Raw genomic sequence first — 18,939 nt, forward strand, 5'->3', positions numbered from 1 at the left:
GGCAAAAGTATCGGGTGTAAAAAAGATCAAAAATCGGCCGATTCGTACAATGTACGGATTTTTTGCTACCTTTGTTAAGTCACCTAACTCCGAAAGTCCCGTCCATCGATGAATCCCGTCCGCCCGCGGAACGGCGGCTGCGGTCTCCGGCTGCAAATTCCTGCCGCGCCCCTCATGCAATTCCCGCGTCCCTGCAACCGACAATGCAGGGCCGTCACTTATTTATCCTAACCTCAAAATCATGATGAAAAAATTCGCCCTTTGGAGCCTCGCGCTCCTGCTGACGTTCGCCGCCGCATGCAGCGACTACGACGACACCGACCTGTGGAACAGCGTGAACGACATCAAAAAACGCGTCGAAGCGCTCGAAACCGCCGTCGCCAAACTCAACTCCGACGTTTCGGCCATGCAGACGCTGATCGAAAAACTCAACGAAAAGGTCTACGTCTCGAAGGTCGAAACCAACGCCGACGGCTCCTACACGATCTACTTCACCGACCCCGAAAACACCAAAATCACGATCACCGACGGAAAAGACGGCGCCGCGGCACCCGTAATCGGCGTTGCGAAGGATACGGACGAGATCTACTACTGGACCCTGACATCGGGAGAGGGAGAGCCTGAATGGCTGCTGGCCGACGGCAAAAAAATCCCCGTCACGGCCGCCGCCGTCGTGCCCCTGCTGAAGATCGACGACAAGGGATTCTGGATCATCAGCTGCGACAAGGGCGCGACGTGGAACTACATCACCGACGACAAGGACCAGCCGGTTTCGGCGCTGGGTCAGGGCGGCGTGAGCGACTCGTTCTTCAAGGAGGTGACGCAGGACGGCGCATACGCCTATTTCACGCTCATGGACGGCACGACGATCACCGTAGCCATGCGTTCGGATTTCTACCTGCTCGTCAAAATGGCCCCGGCGCTTGGCACCTACGCCTACGGCGAGACCAAAACCTATGAGACCGAAAGCGTGGGCGTGAACGACGTCGTGCTGACCAAGCCCACCGGCTGGGTCGTTTCGTACGCCGACGAGGTGCTTACGATCAAAGCCCCCGCCGAAGAGGCCGTCTGCGAAACGGAAGGCGAAATCGCCGTCATCTACTTCGGCGACAACGACCGCAGCTCGCTGGTAAAGATGAAGGTCAAGATCGACAAGGATTACACGGGCGTAACCGAAGGCGACAACTTCACGCTCGAAATCACCGAAGTCGGGGACACCCGCGTCAGGGCTGCCATCACGCCGAAAGATCCCGAAATGTCCTATTACGTCTATCCCTACGATCCGGCCAAGAGCGACGAGGCATGTATCACCCAGCTCCAGAAGCGTTTCAAAGCCGACATCGCCGACGGACCGGAATATGTGGATTACTTCTTCAAAGGCACCAAAACCGACTACAGATACAGCGGCCTGACGCCCGGCGAGAGCTACGACCTCTCGGTGGTCGGCGTAAAATACGACCTGACGGCCAAGACGCTCGACATCGTCACGCCGCTCATGCGGGTTCCCTTCAGCACCAAAGCCCCCGAAATCATCAACACGGCCTATCTGATGACCCTCTCCGACATTTCATGGTACGGGGCGAAGTGCGCCGTCCATCCTTCGGACGACCTGCCCTATTTCTGCACGTTCGTCAAGAAATCGACTTTCGACATGGCCTATGACGACGCCGATTTCGCACAGACCTACATCGACGACCGCTACCTCTGGCCCTATTACGGCGAGCTGAGCGACGGCATCCTGCTCTGGAGCGACTTCACCGCAACGGGCGACCTCGCGTTCTCCTCGCCGGGATTCGTGCAGCGCGATCCGCTCTATATCTCGGAGGATATCTACCCGCTGGAATCCGACACCGATTATTACGCCGTGGCGTTCGGTTGCAACGAGAACGGCGAATTCTCGAACAGCCGCGTCTCGCGCAAGCTTTTCCATACCAAAGCCTTCACGCCGACCGAAGCGTGCACCTTCACCATCGACGTAACCGTCGACCAACAGGACCTCGCCATCAAGGTGATCCCGTCGGACAAAAACACGAGCTACATCACGTTCATCGACGAGCGCGACACCTACCGCGACAATTTCGCCACGCCGCGGCAATATCCGCCCTACGACCTCTACTGGCGCATGCAGGGACTGGAAGCGGGACAGACGATCGGGGACGACGACTGCTTCTACACGGGCGACGCGGCTTATAACGTCGTAAGCCTGAAAGCCGCATCGGCCTACATCGTCTTCGCCTACGGATGCTCCGCCGACGGCAGAATCACGACCGAGCCGGAGATCGTCGAGGTCCACACCAAAGGAACGGTGGACCAGCCCGACCTGAACTCGGCCGCCAAGCGCCGCCGCACGGTCAGCGCACGGCCCGCATACCGTGTGATCCGCTGACGGGGATTGCAGACATAAGGAAACCGGGGACCGATTGTCCCCGGCTTCTTTCGTTCAGTCTCCTCTATTTCATAATCCGGCAGTCGAACAGCGGCCCGGCCACGGCGTCATCGCGGATGGCGCGCAGCGTCACAGTCACCAGCTCTTTGCCGGCCGTCAGCTCCGCCGGAATCCGGTAGCTGCGCTCGACGTACTGCGGGCCCCAGTTATGGATGTTCTCGAAACCGACCTTCCGACCGTCGATCTCGATGTCGAACGAGTGGTTGTAGAAGCGGTTGCCCCAATAGGTGCAGTAGAGCGTGTTGGGCACGTCGGGGGCCACGGCCATGTCGAACGAGAACCAGCCGCCGAGCGTCTCGCGGTATTTGCGACCTTCGAATTCATGGGGCGCGGTCTTCTCGCCCCGGAGATTGTGGTCGCGTTCGGGCTGCATCTCGCCGGGTGTAAACTGCGACACGGTGCGTTCACGCAGCCACTCCTCGCGGTGCTCCCGCAGGCGCATGTCGGCGAGTTGTTCCTTCCACGTCGTCTCCGGAAAATGCTGGAAGTAAACCATCATGCGCCGTCCGCCCACTTCGTAATAGGGAATCAGCTCCTTCTGCACGGGCTGCGCGGTCAGCGTTTCGAAACGCAGCCGCTTCTTATCGGTGCATTTCACCAACGCCGATACATCGGTCACGTCGTCGGCGACAATAACGGGAATCTCCTCTTTGTCTTCGAGCACGGAGCTGAGCACGACGGGACCGTAGAAATAAGCCCGCAGCGTGGAGTCGCCCGGAATCGGTTCCGAGTGCAGCGACTGTCGCAGTACGAAGCGCACCTCGTCGCCCGAACGCCACTTGCGGTTTACGGAGATATAGCTTCCCGGCTTGGCCTTCTGTTTCACCGGCCGGCCGTTTACCGTCAGTTCGTAACCCTCGGCCGCCCATTCGGGGTAACGCAGATTCAGCACGAACCGCTGCGCCCCGGACATTTCGACGCGCAGCCGCACCTCGTCCGAACAGGGAAAGTCGGTAAGCTGTTCAACCTTCACCCCGCGCGATTTCCAGTCGAGCGTCGAAGGGATATAAAGATTGACATACAGGTTTTCGCGCGCGTCGGTAAAGTAGATGAATTCGCCGTAACGGGCGTGATTCTCCATACCGGAGCCGACGCAGCACCAGAACGAATCGAAGGGCAGGCAGAATCCCTTGCGGTGTCCCGACCCCATAGGCGACATATAGCACACCATTCCGTCGTCGGGATTCTGCGATGCGAGAATCTGGTTGTAAAGCGCCCGCTCGTAATAATCGGCCCGCCTGACCGTAGGATCGAGCTGATACAGGTGCTTGGTCAGCTTGAGCATGTTGTAGGTATTGCAGGTCTCGCAGGTTCCGTCCGAAAGCCGGTTTGCCAGCATGCCCGGTGCGCCGAAATGCTCGTATTCGCTGTTGCCGCCGATCGCATAGCTGTGGAATCCGACCACGCGGTGCCAGAAATAGTCGGCGATACGCCGGTAACGCTCATCCCCGGAACACTCGTACTCACGGACGGCGCCGACGATCTTAGGTATCTGCGTATTGGCATGCTTGCCCGGCAGCGAATCCACCCCGGCGGCCAGCGGACGCAGAATCTCGCGGTGGTCGAAACGTCGTGCAAGCTCCAAGTATTTACGCTCCCCCGTCAGGACATAGATGTCGGCCAGCGATTCCGTGATTCCGCCGTGTTCGCAAATCAGGATTTTGTCCATCTGTTCGTCCGAAAGCTTCGCCACCAGTCCGTCGAGCCAGTCGGCAAAGCGCACCAGCACGGTCAAAGCCTTGGCATTGGGCGTATAGCGGCAGACATCGACCAGCCCGGCATACATTTTATGCAGGGTGTAGAACGGCACCCAGCCGCCGTTAAGGTCGAATCCCTGCGAGCGGATATCGCCCCGCTCCAGCTCGGCGAAGAGCGCGCGGCTGCGTTCGAACCCGGCCAGCAGTCCCGTTCCCTCCTTCTGCTGACACTCGGCAAGGCCGTCGATCGAGTAATTGATCTTATCGAGCAGCGCCCGATCGCCGGTCGCGGCGTACATCATCGCGGCCGCCGACAGAAAATGCCCGAACCCGTGGCCCGAACATCCGGCGCTCTCCCAGCCGCCGTAGCGGGGCGCTTTGGGTTCGAGCCCCGCCTCGGAGCGGAAGCCCGAAAGGTAACGGTCGGGGTCCATCGAATCGAGCCAGCGACGGTCCATCTCCTGCGCATGCAGAAACGGACCGCCCGTAATGCGCACGTCGTTCAGCGGAACGGGATAACGCTGCGGCTGCACCGCCGCATGTCTCTCGCGGGTCCGGGGCACGGCCGCCGAAATCGAGACCGGACCGGTTCCCAGCACCACGGCCGCCAGCAGCATATTCAGGGGAAAAGATCGCCATTTCATATCAAGCAGTTTTTAGGATTAGAATTCGTCTCAAAGTTCCGCCTTTTTTGACAACCGATCTTCGGGAAAATTTGCAGATTATTGTGGTATTTTTATGCTTCCCGGCCCAAAATCCCCCGTCGCGGCGATACTGCCGGCGAACTGCCTTCCCGCGGCGACGCCACGCCGACTCAGGATGCCACGAGCCGACAACCGGGGCAGCCAGCCAAAGTCCGAACCCATCGGGAAGGCCCCACATAGGCCCGAAACAGCCCCCTCGGAAAGCCCGGCGCGGCACCCAGCGCAAAGCCCCTTCGCACCCGCAAGAAACCGCAAGAAACCGCAGGCGGCGGTCAGCGGCAGCTGAAGGCGACGCTTTGCCGCGCCCCGTGTTCGTCGATAACGGTCAGCCGGTGCGCACCGGGAGCGGGACGGACGGATATCTTGTGTTCGAGGGTCGTCGCACCGATATAATTGTCGTCGATATGCCAGTATAACACGGCGTTGCGGTCGCGGTGTATGGCCGTGAAGACCAGACTCTGCGCCTCGCCTTCGAGCGATTTGGGCGCCACCAGCACGCGCCCCGGCTGGGGGTAGACGATGTCGATCGGATTGCCGCCCGCCCCGCTGCCCGAAAGTCCCGGATGCAAAGGCGGCAGCGGACGGTAGTCGGGATGCTGCTTCCTGTAATACCACTCCTGCGCGGGCGGCAGGATAAACATCGGCATCCGGACGATCTGCGCCGGGTCGTAACAGTCCGCGGTCACCCGGTAGCGGAGGTCGCGGCTCAGATTCACGATCCGGTGATAGGGGCAGACTTCGCCGGCGGCAGCCGTGCGGGGAATCATCAGCGTATCGCGGTCGGGACATATGTGCGAAGCCAGACAGCCGCTCTGCCGGCAGACGACGGCCGCTTCCAGATCGCCGTGAGGCTCCGCGAACCACTCCCCGCCGGGCAGCAGCCCGAATACGTCGAAGAGCAGCGGCGCGGCATACCCCACCCCGGTCATCAGCGGACGGCCTTCGCCCGAACAGTTGCCCACCCAGACGCCGACGGCATAGTCGGGCGTCACCCCGACGGCCCACGCATCGCGGTTGCCGTAGCTGGTGCCCGTTTTCCAGCCGATCTTCTTCGACGAGGAGAAATACTGCCACTCGCCCTCCTCCTCAGGACGGGCCACATGGCTTATCGAATTGAACATAAGCCATATCGCACCCCTCGACAGCGGAATGTCGTCCGCGCTGACCGTCTTTACGGCCTCCGGATCGCAGTGCGGGATGCGGACCGGCCCGCCGCCGAGCTTGGCAGCCAGCATCGCATAGACCGACGTCAGGTCCCAGAGCGTGATCTCGGCGCCGCCCAGAATCAGCGAAAGCCCGTAATGGTCGGCGCTCCTGTCAATCGTCCCGAATCCCAGATTCCGCACCAGCGCCAGAAAATTCTCGCGCCCGTATTTGTCGAGCATCTTCACCGAAGGAACGTTCAGCGAACGTTCGATCACCCGGTTGGCAGGCACCGCGCCGCTGAAGTCGTGGTTGAAGTTCTGGGGCGTAAAGTCCTTGTAATAAGTCGGAACATCCGGAAACAGCATCGTGGGCAGGGCCGTCCCGTTGTCCAGCATCGCGGCGTAAAGCAGGGGTTTGAGCACGCTTCCGCTGCTGCGGGGCGCCCGGACGACATCGACGCTGGTGCCCTCGCTCCGGTCCGCGGGATCGTAGACATTTCCCACATAGGCCAGCACTTCGCCGCTCTTCACATCCATCACCACGACGGCGAGGTTATTTATCTTATTGCCCCTGTTGCGCCGGTTGTGCCGCAGCGCCAGCTCGTTGACCCTGCGCTGCAGGTCATAGTCGAGCGTCGAGCGGAGCGATCCTCCGCGCATCCGCCCCAGCAGGTGCATCGCCTGCATCGGCATCGGTTCGGGAGCGTCGGGCAGCGGTTCCTGCCGGGCCAGAGCGCACGTCAGGGAGTCGATATGCCCGCCGCGCCATATCCGTTCCAGCAGGTCGTCCCGCTTGCGCCGCAACCGCTCCCGGTTGCGCCTGATATGGATGAGCGCGGGCGAGTTCGGCAGTACGGCGAGCATGGCGCTCTCGCCCCACGAGAGGCTGCCGGCGCTGCGGCCGAAATAGTACCATGCGGCGCTCTCCAGTCCGATCACATTGCCGCCGAAGGGGGCGTGGGAGGCGTACAGGGCGAGTATCTCCTCCTTGCTGTATCTGAATTCCAGCCGGGTCGCCAGAATCGTCTCGATGATTTTCTCCCGGAAGGTCCTCGCTTTCCGGCCGCGGCTCAGGCGGATCGTCTGCATCGTAAGCGTGCTGGCGCCGCTGGCCACCCTTCCCGAAGCGAGGTTCTGCCGCACGGCGCGGCCGAGCGCCAGCGGATCGACCCCGAAATGGCGGTAGAAACGTTTGTCCTCGTAAGTAGTAATAGCGACACGGAATTTGTAAGGCACGCTGTCCGTAGGGAAAAAGCGCCACTGTCCGTCGGAAGCGACCTTGGCCGACATCAGACGGCCGTCGCGGCTCCAGACGGTCGCCGAGAAAGGCTCGTCGAAAAGCGTCCGGGGCAGGCAGAAACAATACCCCGCCGCAGCCGCGGCAAGGAGCGGCAACAGCAGGAAATATATTGTTTTCCGCTTGAGCTTTTCAGTCATATTTTATGTATCTTTGACAAAGTTACCAAAAAAACCACTATGAAAGCAATCCGCTACGTATTGTTTGCAACGGCTCTCCTGCTCTTCGCCTCATGCGGCAGGCAGCCGTCCGATATCATCGAATCGTCGCCGAACGGAGTGACGGGCGTCAAAATGCCGATTCTCGTGACGTTCAAGGAGAACGTCGAGCCGAAGGAGGACAGAATCCGGGAAGCCGTATCGATCTCGCCCTCCGTCGATTTCGACGTCTACCTTTCGGGAATGCGGATGCTGCGGATCATCCCCCGGTCGCCCCTGAAATACGACACCCGCTACAAGGTGACCATCGATGCCGCGAAACTCACCGGACGGCAGCTCAAAGGCGTCGCGGAATTCGAATTCGCCACGCCGAAACTGCGGTTCGCCTACAGCGACTACTGGCTGCAGCAAAGCGACGACATGACCTCCTACGTACTGGTCGGCGAGGTGGTCTCGTCCGATTACGCGGAGAGCGGCTACGTGGAGAAGAACCTCAAGATAAGCGGACTGAAGAATCCGGACGTCGCGTGGGTGCACTCCGCGAACGGCACCACGCACCAGTATACCGTCGGCAACATCGCCCCCGGCGAGGGAGCGGGTTACACGCTGACGCTCGATTTCGGCTACGGCGACAGCAAGACCCTGACCGTCGAAGTGCCCAAGAAGGACGAGTATGTGGTGCTGGACCACAGCGTCGCGGCGGAACCGCTCGCGGTGGTGGTGACCTTCTCCGAACCGCTCAAACAGAACCAGAACCTGAAGGACCTGATCCGCTTCGACACGAAATTCCGCACCTCGGTCGACAAGAACCGGCTCTACATCTATCCCGAATCGCACGTCACGGGGAATTTCGACATCGAAATAAGCCGGAACGTGCTCAGCAAGGGCGGGCAGCGGCTCAAGGAGAGCTATACGTTCACGGCCAACCTGCCGTCGCGGGTGCCGGCGATCCGCTTCGCGGGCAAAGGCTCCGTCCTCCCCTCGTCGAACGACATGTCCCTGCTGTTCGAATCGGTGAACTACCGCAAGGCGCGGGTGCGCGTGCGGAAAATATTCGCCAACAACCTGCTGCAGTTCTTCCAGCAGAACTACTACGGCGGCGACTACTATTCGGATATGGACTACGTGTCGCGCATCGTCCGCGATACGACCGTCGATCTCTCGGCCAAGGCATCGACCAAGCTCGACCTCTCCAACACCTATTCGCTGGATCTCAGCCGCCTGATAACCGACGGCCGGAAGTCGATGTACCTGCTGGAGATCAAGGGCGTCGAACCGCTGGTTCCCACCGACGAGTATGATTACGACTACTATTTCGGAGATTACCGGACTTACCGGGAGCGGTCGAAACTGGTTCTGCAGTCCGACATCGGCATCATCTGCAAAAACAGCGGCGAAGAGGAGTACGTCGTCTACACCACCGACCTGCTGTCAGCCCGGCCCAAAGGGGGCTGCAAGGTACGGGCCTACGACAAGCAGAACCAGACCGTGGCGGAAGCATCCACCGATTCCGAAGGCCGCGCCGTGCTGAAATGCAGGGAGGAGCCCTCCATCGTAGCGGCCGAAGCCGACGGACAGCTCGCCTTCGTCAAGGTGGAGCGGGGCGCGGCGCTGTCACTGAGCAATTTCGACGTCGGGGGCACCACCAACCCCAAAGGCACGAAGGGTTTTCTGTTCGGCGAGCGCGGCGTATGGCGGCCCGGAGACGACATCTTCCTCACCTTCATCGTCACGTCCGACAATCCGCTGCCGGAAAACCATCCGGCGTCCGTGGAGTTCTTCAACCCCAACGGGCAGCTGGTGCAGACGCTGGTCAGCAACGGCTCCTCGGACGGCATCTACACGTTCAAACTCGGAACGACGCCGGCGGCGCCTACCGGACAGTGGCTGGCGCGCGTAAGTCTGGGCGGCGCGGTATTCGAAAAAGCGATCCGCGTGGACGCCATCAAGCCCAACCGAATGAAAATCGACATGCGGCTCGGTGACGGCAAGCGGATCGACGCCCGAAAGTTCACGGGCAGCCTGACGGCCAAATGGCTGCACGGCGCTCCGGCGGACGGTGCAAAGGTGACGCTTCAGGCGCAGCTCAGGCAGATTCCAACGCGTTTCAAGGGTTATGAGAAGTACTCGTTCGACGACGCGACGAAATATTTCGAAACCGAGGAGCGGGAGATCGTCTCCGGCACCACGGACCAGCAGGGAACGCTGCAGCTGACGACCGGCGGACTCGCTTCGCTGGAGGGGCTCAGTCCCGGCATGCTGAGCGGCAAATTCACGGTAAAGGTCTTCGAAAAGAGCGGCGATTTCAGCGTCGATCAGCAGATCATCCCCGTGTCGCCCTACGACGCCTATTTCGGAATCGGAGTGACGCCCCAGACGAGCGACTGGGGCGACGAATACCTCGACAGCAAAAAGGAGCACCTGCTGCGCATCGTCATGCTCGATGCGCAGGGACGTCCTCTGCCCGGCAGGGAAGAGGCGCTCGTCTCGGTCTACAAGATCACCTCCTACTGGTGGTGGGACGCCGCGTCGGACTCGCAGGCCCGCTATGCCAAAAATGCGCTCAACACCTGCTACAAGACATTGCAGACGACCCTGACCGACGGCGCGGGGCAGGTCGCGATGCGCTGGAGCGCAGGCGATTACGGCTATTATATGATCCGCGTGACCGGTTCGGGCCATGAACACGCTGCGACTCAGGTCGTTTGTGTATCGTCCTCCGACTGGCGGGGCGACGTCTCCTCGGTGACGGATGCAGCCACCCGACTCGCCGTGACCAAGGACAAGGAGAAATATGCGCCGGGCGACAAGGCGAAGATCACAATCCCCTCTTCGCCGGGAGCGCGGGCGCTGGTGAGCGTCGAGAGCGGCAGCGTCGTACGGGAAAGTTTCTGGATCGACTGCGCCGACAAACAGACCGCGTTCGAGATACTGATCAAAGCGGGAATGGCTCCCAACGTCTACGCCTCGGTGACGCTCGTCCAGCCCCATAACCATACGCACAACGACGCGCCGATAAGGTTGTTCGGCGTGGTCCGCCTCGACGTCGAAGACGCCGCCACGAAACTTACTCCGGTGATCGACATGCCCGAAACGGTCAGACCGGAGTCGGAGATCACGATAAAGGTCCGGGAAAAGGACGGCAAGAAGATGAGCTATGTGCTGGCGCTGGTGGACGAGGGCCTGCTGGGGCTGACGCGTTTCAAGACGCCGAACCCCTACCTCCATTTCAACGCCACGGAGGCGCTGGGCGTACGGACGTGGGACATGTTCGACCACGTGATCGGCGCCTACGGCGGCAGGATCGAACAGTTGTTCGCCATCGGCGGCGACGCGGAGCAGCAGCAGAACACCGGCGCACTGAAGGCGCAGCGGTTCAAACCCGTCGTGCGGTTCCTCGAAGCGCAGAAGCTGGGCGCAGGCAAAACCAACACCCACAAAATCGCGCTGCCGCCCTATTTCGGGTCGGTGCGCGTGATGGTCGTGGCTTCGAACGGACGGGCTTCCGGCGCCGCGGAGAAGGTCGCCGAAGTGAAAAAACCGCTGCTGGTGCAGGCCACCCTGCCGCGCGTGGTCTCCACGGACGAAGAGGTGGAGCTGCCGGTGACGGTTTTCGCCCTCGCAAAGGGAGTCGGCAAGATCGACCTGAAAGTCTCCGCGAACGAACTCTTCACGGCCGTCGGACCGCGCAGCAAGATGCTCGCCCTCAGTCAAAGCGGAGAGGAGGTCGTAACGTTCCGGCTGAAAGTCAACAAGGAGACGGGCGTCGGAAAGGTTCGGGTCACGGCGACCTCCTCCGGCGACAGCTCCGTCTCGGAGATCGAGCTGGACGTACGCGAACCCAACCCCTATGTAACGACGTCGGAGGATTACATGCTGGAACCGGGCAAAACGATCGCCCTCAGGCCCCTGAAGGATACCGGAAACGCGAAGCTCGAACTCTCGTCGATCCCGTCCGCAGACCTCACGCGCCGCATGGAATATCTGGTGAGGTACCCCCACGGCTGCATCGAGCAGATCACCTCCGGCGCATTCCCGCAGCTCTACCTGCCCGCCGTCATGGAGTGCGACGTCCGGACGCTTCAGGACATCGACCGCAACGTCAAGAGCGTATTGTCGCGTCTGGGCGGTTACCAGCTCTACAACGGATCGTTCGCCTACTGGAGCGGAGGTTCGAACAGCTCCGAGTGGGGAACGGCCTATGCGGCCCACTTCCTGACCGAAGCCGCGAAATACGGCTACGCCATCGACCGCCCGATGCTCGACCGCGCGCTCAAATACCTGCGCGGCAACGAAGCGGACAGCTTCCTGACGCAGGCTTACGCCCAGTACGTTCTGGCGCTCAACAACATGGCTGACCGGGGCGCCATGAACCGGCTGAGGGAGAAAGCCGCCGACCTGAAGAACGACGTCAAATGGATGCTGGCGGCGGCCTATGCGCTGGACGGCAACCGGAAGGTAGCCGAAGAGCTGACCGCGCAGGGCGGAAGCGGCCAGACCGGCAAGGTCGATCCGTACGACGACACCTACAACAGCAGCGAACGCCAGATGGCCGTGGTGCTCATGACGCAGACGCTGCTCGGCAAACGGGAAGAGGCGTTCCGCACGGCCCTGAAGATGTCCGACATCCTCAAGAAGGAGAAGTGGCTGAGCACGCAGTCTACGGCGTGGATGCTCAGCACCCTCTCCAACTTCATCGTGTCGGGGCAGACCGGCATCGACGCCAAAGCGGGCAAAGAGAGCATCCGAACCGACAAATCCTTCGTCAGCATGCCGCTGACCGAAGAGACCGGGGTGACGAACAACGGCAAGGAGAGTCTGTATGCCGTCGTCAGCCAGCGTTACAACCCCGCCAAGGGCGAAGAGACGGAGGCGGCCGACAACATCCGCATCGCCGTCCGGTATACGGACATGGACGGCAAGGCCGTAGACCCCAAGTCGATCCGCGCTTCGACGGATTTCTACGCCGTGGTGACCGTCTCGAACATCAGCGGCTATGAGAAATACACCAATCTGGCGCTGACACATATCGTTCCGGCGGGCTGGGAGATCACTTCGGAGCGGGACCTCACGTCGGTCACCTATCAGGACATCCGCGACGACCGGGTGCTGAGCTACTTCGACCTGAAACGGGGCGAAAGCAAGGAGATACCGGTCAAGCTGACGGCGACATACAAGGGCCGCTACTACCTGCCGTCGATCTACTGCGAAGCCATGTACGACAACTCGGTCCGCGCGCTCAAAAAGGGCGAATGGATCGAGGTGGTCGAATAGACCGGAGCCTGCCGGCAGGTCTTGCCCGGCAAAGCTTTCCGCCGGACAGACGGGAAGCGGCAAAAGGGATTATTCCCGAAATTTCAGGCAAATCCCCGGAACCTGTGCGGGTTCCGGGGATTGCCGTATCTTCAAAGGACACGCTGTATCCGGGAAAGACCACCGCAGGCAGACATCGCGCGCAGGCGGAACGGACCACTATTTTTTCGTGCAGAGCGTGACGAGCAGCGAGGCGGACGAAAGCAGGATTCCCGCCGCGACGACTCCCGTCCAGCCGTAAAGCGACCATGCGGCTCCCGACAGCAGCGTGCCGAGCGAACCTCCCGCGAAGTAGGTGCTCATAAAGATCGTGTTGATCCGGTTCGAAGCCGAGGGATCGAGTTCGAACAGAGTGGCCTGATTGCTGAGCTGGATGCACTGCATGCCGATATCGACGACGACGATTCCGGCGACGAGCGCCGCATAGGAATCCGCACCGAAGAAGAACAGCAGCCATGCGAGGATCTGCAGGCCGACGCCGATATAGTTGAACCTGCGCACGCCGACGCGCCGGATGTACTTCCCGGCGAAGGTCGCCGTCAGAGCGCCCGCGATTCCGCAGAGTCCGAGCATGCCGACGACGTTGCTGCCGGCATAAAACGGCGCCTGCGCCATCTTGAAGGCGAGCGACGCCCAGAAACACAAAAAGGAGCCGAAAGCCAGCGCGGCGCGCACGGAATAGATACGCAGCGTCGGATAGCACCGGACGATCGTAAGGAGCGACTTCATCAGGGCGGCATAGGTTCCCCGGAAGTTGGGGCGCGCATCGGGCAGTACATACAGCACGACGGCCGCCGAAACGACCATGAGTCCGGCGGCGGCGAAATACATTTCGCGCCAGCCGAAAAGCTCGCCGACAACGCCGCTGACCACGCGCGAAGCGAGGATTCCGGTCAGCAGGCCCGAAAGGACGATCCCGACATTGCGGTTTTTATATTCCGGGCGCGAATACTGCGCCGCCAGCGGAATGAAGATTTGCGGAATGACCGAGCAGACGCCCGTCACCAGCGAAAACCCGTGAATCACACGGATATCGGAAGCCGTGGCGATCGCCAGCAGCGAAACGGCCAGCAGCAGGAAGTTGACCAGTACGATGCGCCTGCGGCTGAAAAGATCGGCGAGGGGTATGATGAACAGCAGCCCCAGCGCATAACCCAACTGCGAAAAGAGGGCGACATGGTTGGCGGCGAGCGTAGTGGTGCCCAGATCCTGCCGGAGCATATCGAGCAGCGGCTGATTGTAGTACAGATTGGCGACCGACACGCCGGCGATGACGGCCAGCGTGCATAACAAACCGTTCGAAAGCCCGGCGCCCTCCTTCAACATCGCCTTCATCGGCGGCGCGGTTTTTCGGGTCCCGACTTTCGCCCCTGCCTGCGATCCGGGTTGCGTCCCGGCCTGCGGTTCGGATCGCGGTTCGGGTTACGGCTTGGGGTGGAGTTTGAGTTGGGGCCGGCTGACGATGCGGCGGAGGATGCGGAGGATGACAAGGCGGATGCCGAAGGCATTGCGGATGCGGAGGATGACGGAGAGGCAGGGGGCGTTGCGGAAGATAATGCGGAGGAAGACAAGGCGGATGCCGGAGTCATTGCGGATGCGGAGGATGACAATGAGGCAGAGGGCGTTGCGGAAGATAATGCGGAGGAAGTCCGGTCCTCAGATTCTACACCGGATGCGGTTTTCGTTCCGGTCAGAGATTTCGTTCCGGCCACGGGCTTTGTTCCGGGTGCGGATTTCTTTCCGGTCACGGGCTTTGTTCCGGTCTCGGATTTCGGCGTTTTCGGCCGCGGCTTTTTCCGCACCGACCAGCCGAAATGGCCGAGCGCTTCGCCCAGTGCGAAATATTCGCCGTGGGAGTAGACGATCGGGCAGGCCCGTTCGAGGCAGAAACGGCCCGTGGCAGGGTCGATATAATCGGCATCGACCTGCACGGCGACCACCTCGGCCAAAAACATGTCGTGCGTACCCAGCTCAAGCACCTGCCGCACGCGGCACTCGATGCTCACGGGAGACTCTTCGACGATCGGCGCGGCGACCTTGAGCACCTTGCCGGGCGTAAGGCCCATTTCGCGGAATTTGTCGTAATCGCGGCCCGAACGTACGCCGCACCAGTCCGCGGCACGGGCCAGACCGCGGGTCGTGAGGTTGATGACGAACTCGCCGGTGCGGCGGATAAACCCGTAGGAGTGGCGTTCGGGCCGCACCGAGACGTAGCACATCGGCGGATCGGTGCAGACCGTCCCCGTCCACGCCACGGTCAGCAGGTTATACTCGTCCGGCGTCGCGCCGCAGCTCACCAGCACCGCCGGCAGCGGATAGATGAGCGTTCCGGGTTTCCAGCTCTCTTTCATCGGCCCAACTATTTGTCCCGAAAGAAGAAGTTGCGGAAAAATACGATCTGGTAGTCGATCGAATTGCCCCAATACTCGTTGTTGTGACGGCCGGGACGCACATAGAAGTCGTGCATGATGCCGCGGCGCAGCAGCTCGGCATGGAAGTCGTTGTTCACCCCGAAGAAGAAATCGTCGTAACCGCAGTCGATAACGATCGCCAGATCGCCGTCGGCGATACGCGGGATCAGGTTGATCGGCGTAGCCGCCTCCCAAGCTTCGGGATGCTCGGCCTGCGTGCCCAGCAGCTGCGGAATCTCCCAGTTTTCGGGGAACGGGCGAATATCCAGCCCGCCGCTCGTGCTGCCGACGGCCCCGAACAGCTCCTTATGCCTGATCGCCAGTGACACGGCGCCGAAGCCGCCCATGCTGAGCCCCGTGATCGCGCGACCGCTGCGGTCGCGCGAAACGGGATAACGCTCCTCGACGGCCGGAAGCAGTTCCCGCGTCATGAAAGTCTCGTAAAGGCTCTTCGCCCGCACCTTGCTGTCGAGGTACCAGCTCGTCGCGCCGTCGGGACAGACGAAGGCGATTCCTTCGCGGTCGGCGATGGCGGGCAGCGACGGTTTGATCCGGAGCCACGTCGTCTGATTGCCGCCGTAACCGTGGAGCAGGTAGACCGTCGGGCAGGGATTCGCAGGCGAAGCGCCGTCGGGCAGGATCACGATCACGGGAATGTCGCGGTCCATGGAAGCGCTGCGCACCGCAAGCGTATCGACCGCAGCGGCGGCGGCAAACTGCGCCGTCAGCCACGCCAACAGAAAGGCTAAAATGAAGATTCGTTTCATGGCATACTATTTATGAATACGCAAAAATACGAAAAAACCGTATCTTTGCTGCATGCTGACGGAATTCATCCGATATCTCTCCGCCGAGCGGCGCTACTCGCCGCTCACGGTGCGCAACTACAAGCACGACGTGGAGCAGTTCCTCGCGTGGCTGGACTGCGACGAGTCGCGGTTCGACCCGCGGTCGGTCACGACCGAGCAGATCCGCGAATGGATCATTTTCCGCACGGAGGAGGGAAAGCTCAGCGCCGGGTCGATGAACCGCGAAGTGGCTTCGCTCCGGGCCTTTTTCCGCTGGCTGCACCGCACGGGAGCCGTCGAAAAGGATATTTTCCGCATGATTTCGACGCTCAAAACCTCACGCCGCCTGCCGGCATTCGTTCCCGAAAGCCGCATGACGACCATCGTCAGCGAGTGCGGACCGGACAGCGAAGATTTCCAGACCGAGCGCAACTCGCTCATCATCCTGATGTTTTACGCCTGCGGACTGCGTCTGGCCGAGCTGGTCGGCATCGACCGCAGCGACTTTTCGGCCGACTACACCTCGCTGCGGGTCCGGGGCAAGGGAGACAAACAGCGCATGGTCCCGATTCTCGAATTCCTGCGCGAAAAGATTTTGCACTACCTCGGCCTAATAGAGAGGCAAAATATTTGCATTTCTTCGGAAAAAGCACTATTTTTAACACATAAAGGGAAGCGCATATCCCGGAGCGTCGTCTACCGCACGGTGCAGGAGGAACTCACCCGCGCGGGCGTACAGGGCAAGAAAAGCCCGCACGTATTGCGGCATACGTTCGCCACGCACCTGCTGAACGGCGGAGCCGACATGCGCGAGATTCAGGAGCTTTTGGGCCACGCCTCGCTGCAGGCCACGCAGGTCTACACGCACAACAGCATCGCCCGGCTTCGGGAGATATACGCAAAAGCCCATCCCCGCGAAAAGGGAGGGAAGTGATTAACTTTTATAAACTGCAAGGCTATGAACGTACAGATTCAATCCGTGAAATTCGACGCAGACAAACGGCTGATCGAATTCGTAGAGCACAAAATGGAAAAGCTCGACCGCTTCGCAGAGCGTTCGACCGGTGCCGAGGTCATTCTGAAACTCGATAAAGACCATGAAAAAGGAAACAAGATCGCAACGATCACACTCCATATGCCGGGCGAGGACCTCGTGGCCTGCCACCAGTCCAAAGCCTTCGAGGAGTCGGTGGACGAAGCGATCGACGCCCTCAAGCGTCAGTTAGACAAATTCAAGAGCAAATCGGAAAAGTAAACCCACCAACCAATCAAATAACCTTTAACTTCAATGCCGCAGCGGCCGTCCTTTTTGGGACGGCCGCTGCATTTGAAAACATCCGCCACATGGCGACGCGGGAAGTTGGAAACACACGCCATCTGGAAGCACACGTCATTCGAGAACCGTGGGAAACGGAAAAAAACCGGCACGCGAAACTATCCGGAAGCTGAAACCGCGCGGAATTCCGGCGAATGACTCCGCCCCAACGCGGAGCTGCGCACAAAAAAAGCGACCGGAAACCGATCGCTTAGTAGTGGATAGGGGATTCGAACCCCTATGTCGTGCGTGAGAGGCACGTATCCTAACCCTTAGATGAATCCACCGTGTGAGTTTTGTGGTGCAAAGATAACGCCTTCTTTTAAAACTGCAAAATTTTCCTGCAAATTCTACGATTTTTTTTGGAAAACCCCGCATATAGCCGCATTTTCCGTATCTTTACGATAAATACAAAACATGTCCAGACCATGAAATACATCAAAACCGCCATACTGATCGCAGGCATGGCTGCGGCGACGGCAGCCTGCACGCGGAAGCCCGTCGTTCCCCAATTCGGCATGCTGACAATCGACACCCTCATCGGCACGCCCGCAAACGGATGCAAGATCGAATACCGCTTCGCCACGATCGCCAACGCAGAGAAATCCCCCGCCCTGCGCTCCATCGAAGCCGCCAACGCAGGCTATTTCTTCGAACTGGAAGAGTTCGGCGGCACGGCGCGTCAGGCGGCCGATTCCGCCCTCCGCCAGATCGCCGCGGAGCTTGCATTTCCGCAGAGCGCCCCGCAGATGACGGAGCCTTACGAAATCTCGGCCGAAGCCGAAGCAGCCGTCACGGACTCGCTCGTCACCTACATCATCAGCCGGTGGAGCTACACGGGAGGGGCGCACGGCATGTACGCCACGGAGTGCCATACCTATTCGCTGGCCGGAGGGTACGAACTCTCCACGGCGGACCTCTTCTCCGAACGGCAGCTGCTCGGCATGGAGGCCCTGCTGCGCAGGAAACTCTGCGAGCAATACGAAGCCGCCAACGACGACGAGCTGGCCGAACGGGGATTTTTCCCGGAATACATCTCCCTGACGGAGAATTTCCGGATTACGCCCGAAGGGATCACCTTCTACTACAATCCTTACGACATCGGATGCTATGCGCTGGGAGCCGTTGACGTGACGATGAGCCGCGAAGAGCTGGAGAATCTGTAACATCCTCCGAAAAAGAGACGGCCGCAGGGCCGTAAAATGAAAAAAGGCCGGAGTCTCACGACTCAGACCTTTTTTTTGGCGGGGAACCACCCCCTCCAAAAACGAGGTTTAATCGGAGGTATTCGACTCTCGGACGAGCACCGCCCTTCAAGTCTTAGTAACGGAATCTCCGTTACAACCTGCCGATTTCCTCAACCAACCTAAAACTACTAACCTAAATGAACCTTAAAACTTCACTGCAAAGATACGGGGCGTTTTTGAATTACGCAAATATTTTATGAATATTTTAAATATATTTAACAATTTGGTAACATTGGCGGCGAAAAAGCGCTGAAAAAGCCCCTCAGGACGGGTTCGGAGAGAATCACGACGCCTGCCGTCCCACAAAAACAGCGTGGGAAAAAGTTGCAGGAACGACGGCCTGCAAACAAAAAAAGCCACGGGAGAAAAAAACACGGGAGACAAAAAGACAGCGACAAAGAAAAAAGGCGACGGACTA

10 protein-coding genes, 1 tRNA gene and 1 pseudogene are annotated in these 18,939 nt (G+C 60.2%); 5 read left to right on the top strand and 7 right to left on the bottom strand.

Annotation, left to right across the window (positions count from 1 at the left end; translation table 11 throughout):
* The first annotated feature begins 241 nt into the window (after positions 1 to 241).
* Positions 242 to 2,386 carry a PL29 family lyase N-terminal domain-containing protein gene (locus tag HMPREF9720_RS05005; RefSeq protein ID WP_254654361.1) on the top strand — a complete coding sequence of 715 codons (2,145 nt, stop codon included), beginning with the start codon at positions 242 to 244 and terminating at the stop codon, positions 2,384 to 2,386.
* A gap of 64 nt (positions 2,387 to 2,450) precedes the next feature.
* Here HMPREF9720_RS05005 and HMPREF9720_RS05010 read toward each other — a convergent pair whose 3' ends face one another.
* Together HMPREF9720_RS05010 and pbpC are read right to left on the bottom strand one after the other, a co-directional pair.
* Positions 2,451 to 4,787 (bottom strand): glycoside hydrolase family 127 protein, encoded by a 2,337-nt coding sequence (locus HMPREF9720_RS05010; RefSeq protein ID WP_009597129.1) that lies wholly within the window; start codon positions 4,785 to 4,787, stop codon positions 2,451 to 2,453.
* Positions 4,788 to 5,119: 332 nt separating this feature from the next.
* On the bottom strand, positions 5,120 to 7,429 hold the full coding sequence (pbpC, locus tag HMPREF9720_RS05015) for a penicillin-binding protein 1C (RefSeq protein ID WP_009597125.1): 2,310 nt from the start codon (positions 7,427 to 7,429) through the stop codon (positions 5,120 to 5,122).
* A 39-nt stretch (positions 7,430 to 7,468) separates the two neighbouring features.
* On the opposite strand from pbpC, the gene HMPREF9720_RS05020 reads away from it, so the two are divergent.
* Complete coding sequence (locus tag HMPREF9720_RS05020; protein WP_009597122.1) at positions 7,469 to 12,721, top strand: Ig-like domain-containing alpha-2-macroglobulin family protein; 5,253 nt, start codon at positions 7,469 to 7,471, stop codon at positions 12,719 to 12,721.
* A gap of 198 nt (positions 12,722 to 12,919) precedes the next feature.
* On the opposite strand, the gene HMPREF9720_RS05025 is transcribed toward HMPREF9720_RS05020, so the two are convergent.
* The 3 genes and pseudogenes from HMPREF9720_RS05025 to HMPREF9720_RS05040 all read right to left on the bottom strand — a co-directional run bounded on the left by HMPREF9720_RS05025 (position 12,920) and on the right by HMPREF9720_RS05040 (position 15,938).
* Complete coding sequence (locus HMPREF9720_RS05025) at positions 12,920 to 14,095, bottom strand: MFS transporter (protein WP_009597135.1); 1,176 nt, start codon at positions 14,093 to 14,095, stop codon at positions 12,920 to 12,922.
* A 455-nt stretch (positions 14,096 to 14,550) separates the two neighbouring features.
* A pseudogene (locus HMPREF9720_RS16000) lies at positions 14,551 to 15,111 on the bottom strand (flavin reductase family protein); the annotation flags it as partial.
* A gap of 8 nt (positions 15,112 to 15,119) precedes the next feature.
* Positions 15,120 to 15,938 carry an alpha/beta hydrolase gene (locus HMPREF9720_RS05040; protein ID WP_009597120.1) on the bottom strand — a complete coding sequence of 273 codons (819 nt, stop codon included), beginning with the start codon at positions 15,936 to 15,938 and terminating at the stop codon, positions 15,120 to 15,122.
* A 52-nt stretch (positions 15,939 to 15,990) separates the two neighbouring features.
* On the opposite strand from HMPREF9720_RS05040, the gene HMPREF9720_RS05045 reads away from it, so the two are divergent.
* Together HMPREF9720_RS05045 and hpf are read left to right on the top strand one after the other, a co-directional pair.
* Positions 15,991 to 16,893 carry a tyrosine-type recombinase/integrase gene (locus HMPREF9720_RS05045; protein WP_009597134.1) on the top strand — a complete coding sequence of 301 codons (903 nt, stop codon included), beginning with the start codon at positions 15,991 to 15,993 and terminating at the stop codon, positions 16,891 to 16,893.
* Positions 16,894 to 16,917: 24 nt separating this feature from the next.
* On the top strand, positions 16,918 to 17,214 hold the full coding sequence (gene hpf, locus HMPREF9720_RS05050; RefSeq protein ID WP_009597127.1) for a ribosome hibernation-promoting factor, HPF/YfiA family: 297 nt from the start codon (positions 16,918 to 16,920) through the stop codon (positions 17,212 to 17,214).
* A 275-nt stretch (positions 17,215 to 17,489) separates the two neighbouring features.
* On the opposite strand, the gene HMPREF9720_RS05055 is transcribed toward hpf, so the two are convergent.
* Positions 17,490 to 17,561: transfer RNA gene (locus HMPREF9720_RS05055), tRNA-Glu, on the bottom strand.
* A gap of 141 nt (positions 17,562 to 17,702) precedes the next feature.
* Between HMPREF9720_RS05055 and HMPREF9720_RS05060 the strand changes: the two genes are divergently transcribed.
* Positions 17,703 to 18,440 carry an RsiV family protein gene (locus HMPREF9720_RS05060; protein WP_014775567.1) on the top strand — a complete coding sequence of 246 codons (738 nt, stop codon included), beginning with the start codon at positions 17,703 to 17,705 and terminating at the stop codon, positions 18,438 to 18,440.
* A gap of 225 nt (positions 18,441 to 18,665) precedes the next feature.
* Here the strand turns inward: HMPREF9720_RS05060 and HMPREF9720_RS15720 are convergent.
* A partial coding sequence (locus HMPREF9720_RS15720; RefSeq protein ID WP_217491227.1) for a hypothetical protein occupies positions 18,666 to 18,939 on the bottom strand: 274 nt, incomplete at its 5' end.

This window comes from Alistipes sp. HGB5, from assembly GCF_000183485.2.
Lineage (GTDB): Bacteria > Bacteroidota > Bacteroidia > Bacteroidales > Rikenellaceae > Alistipes > Alistipes finegoldii.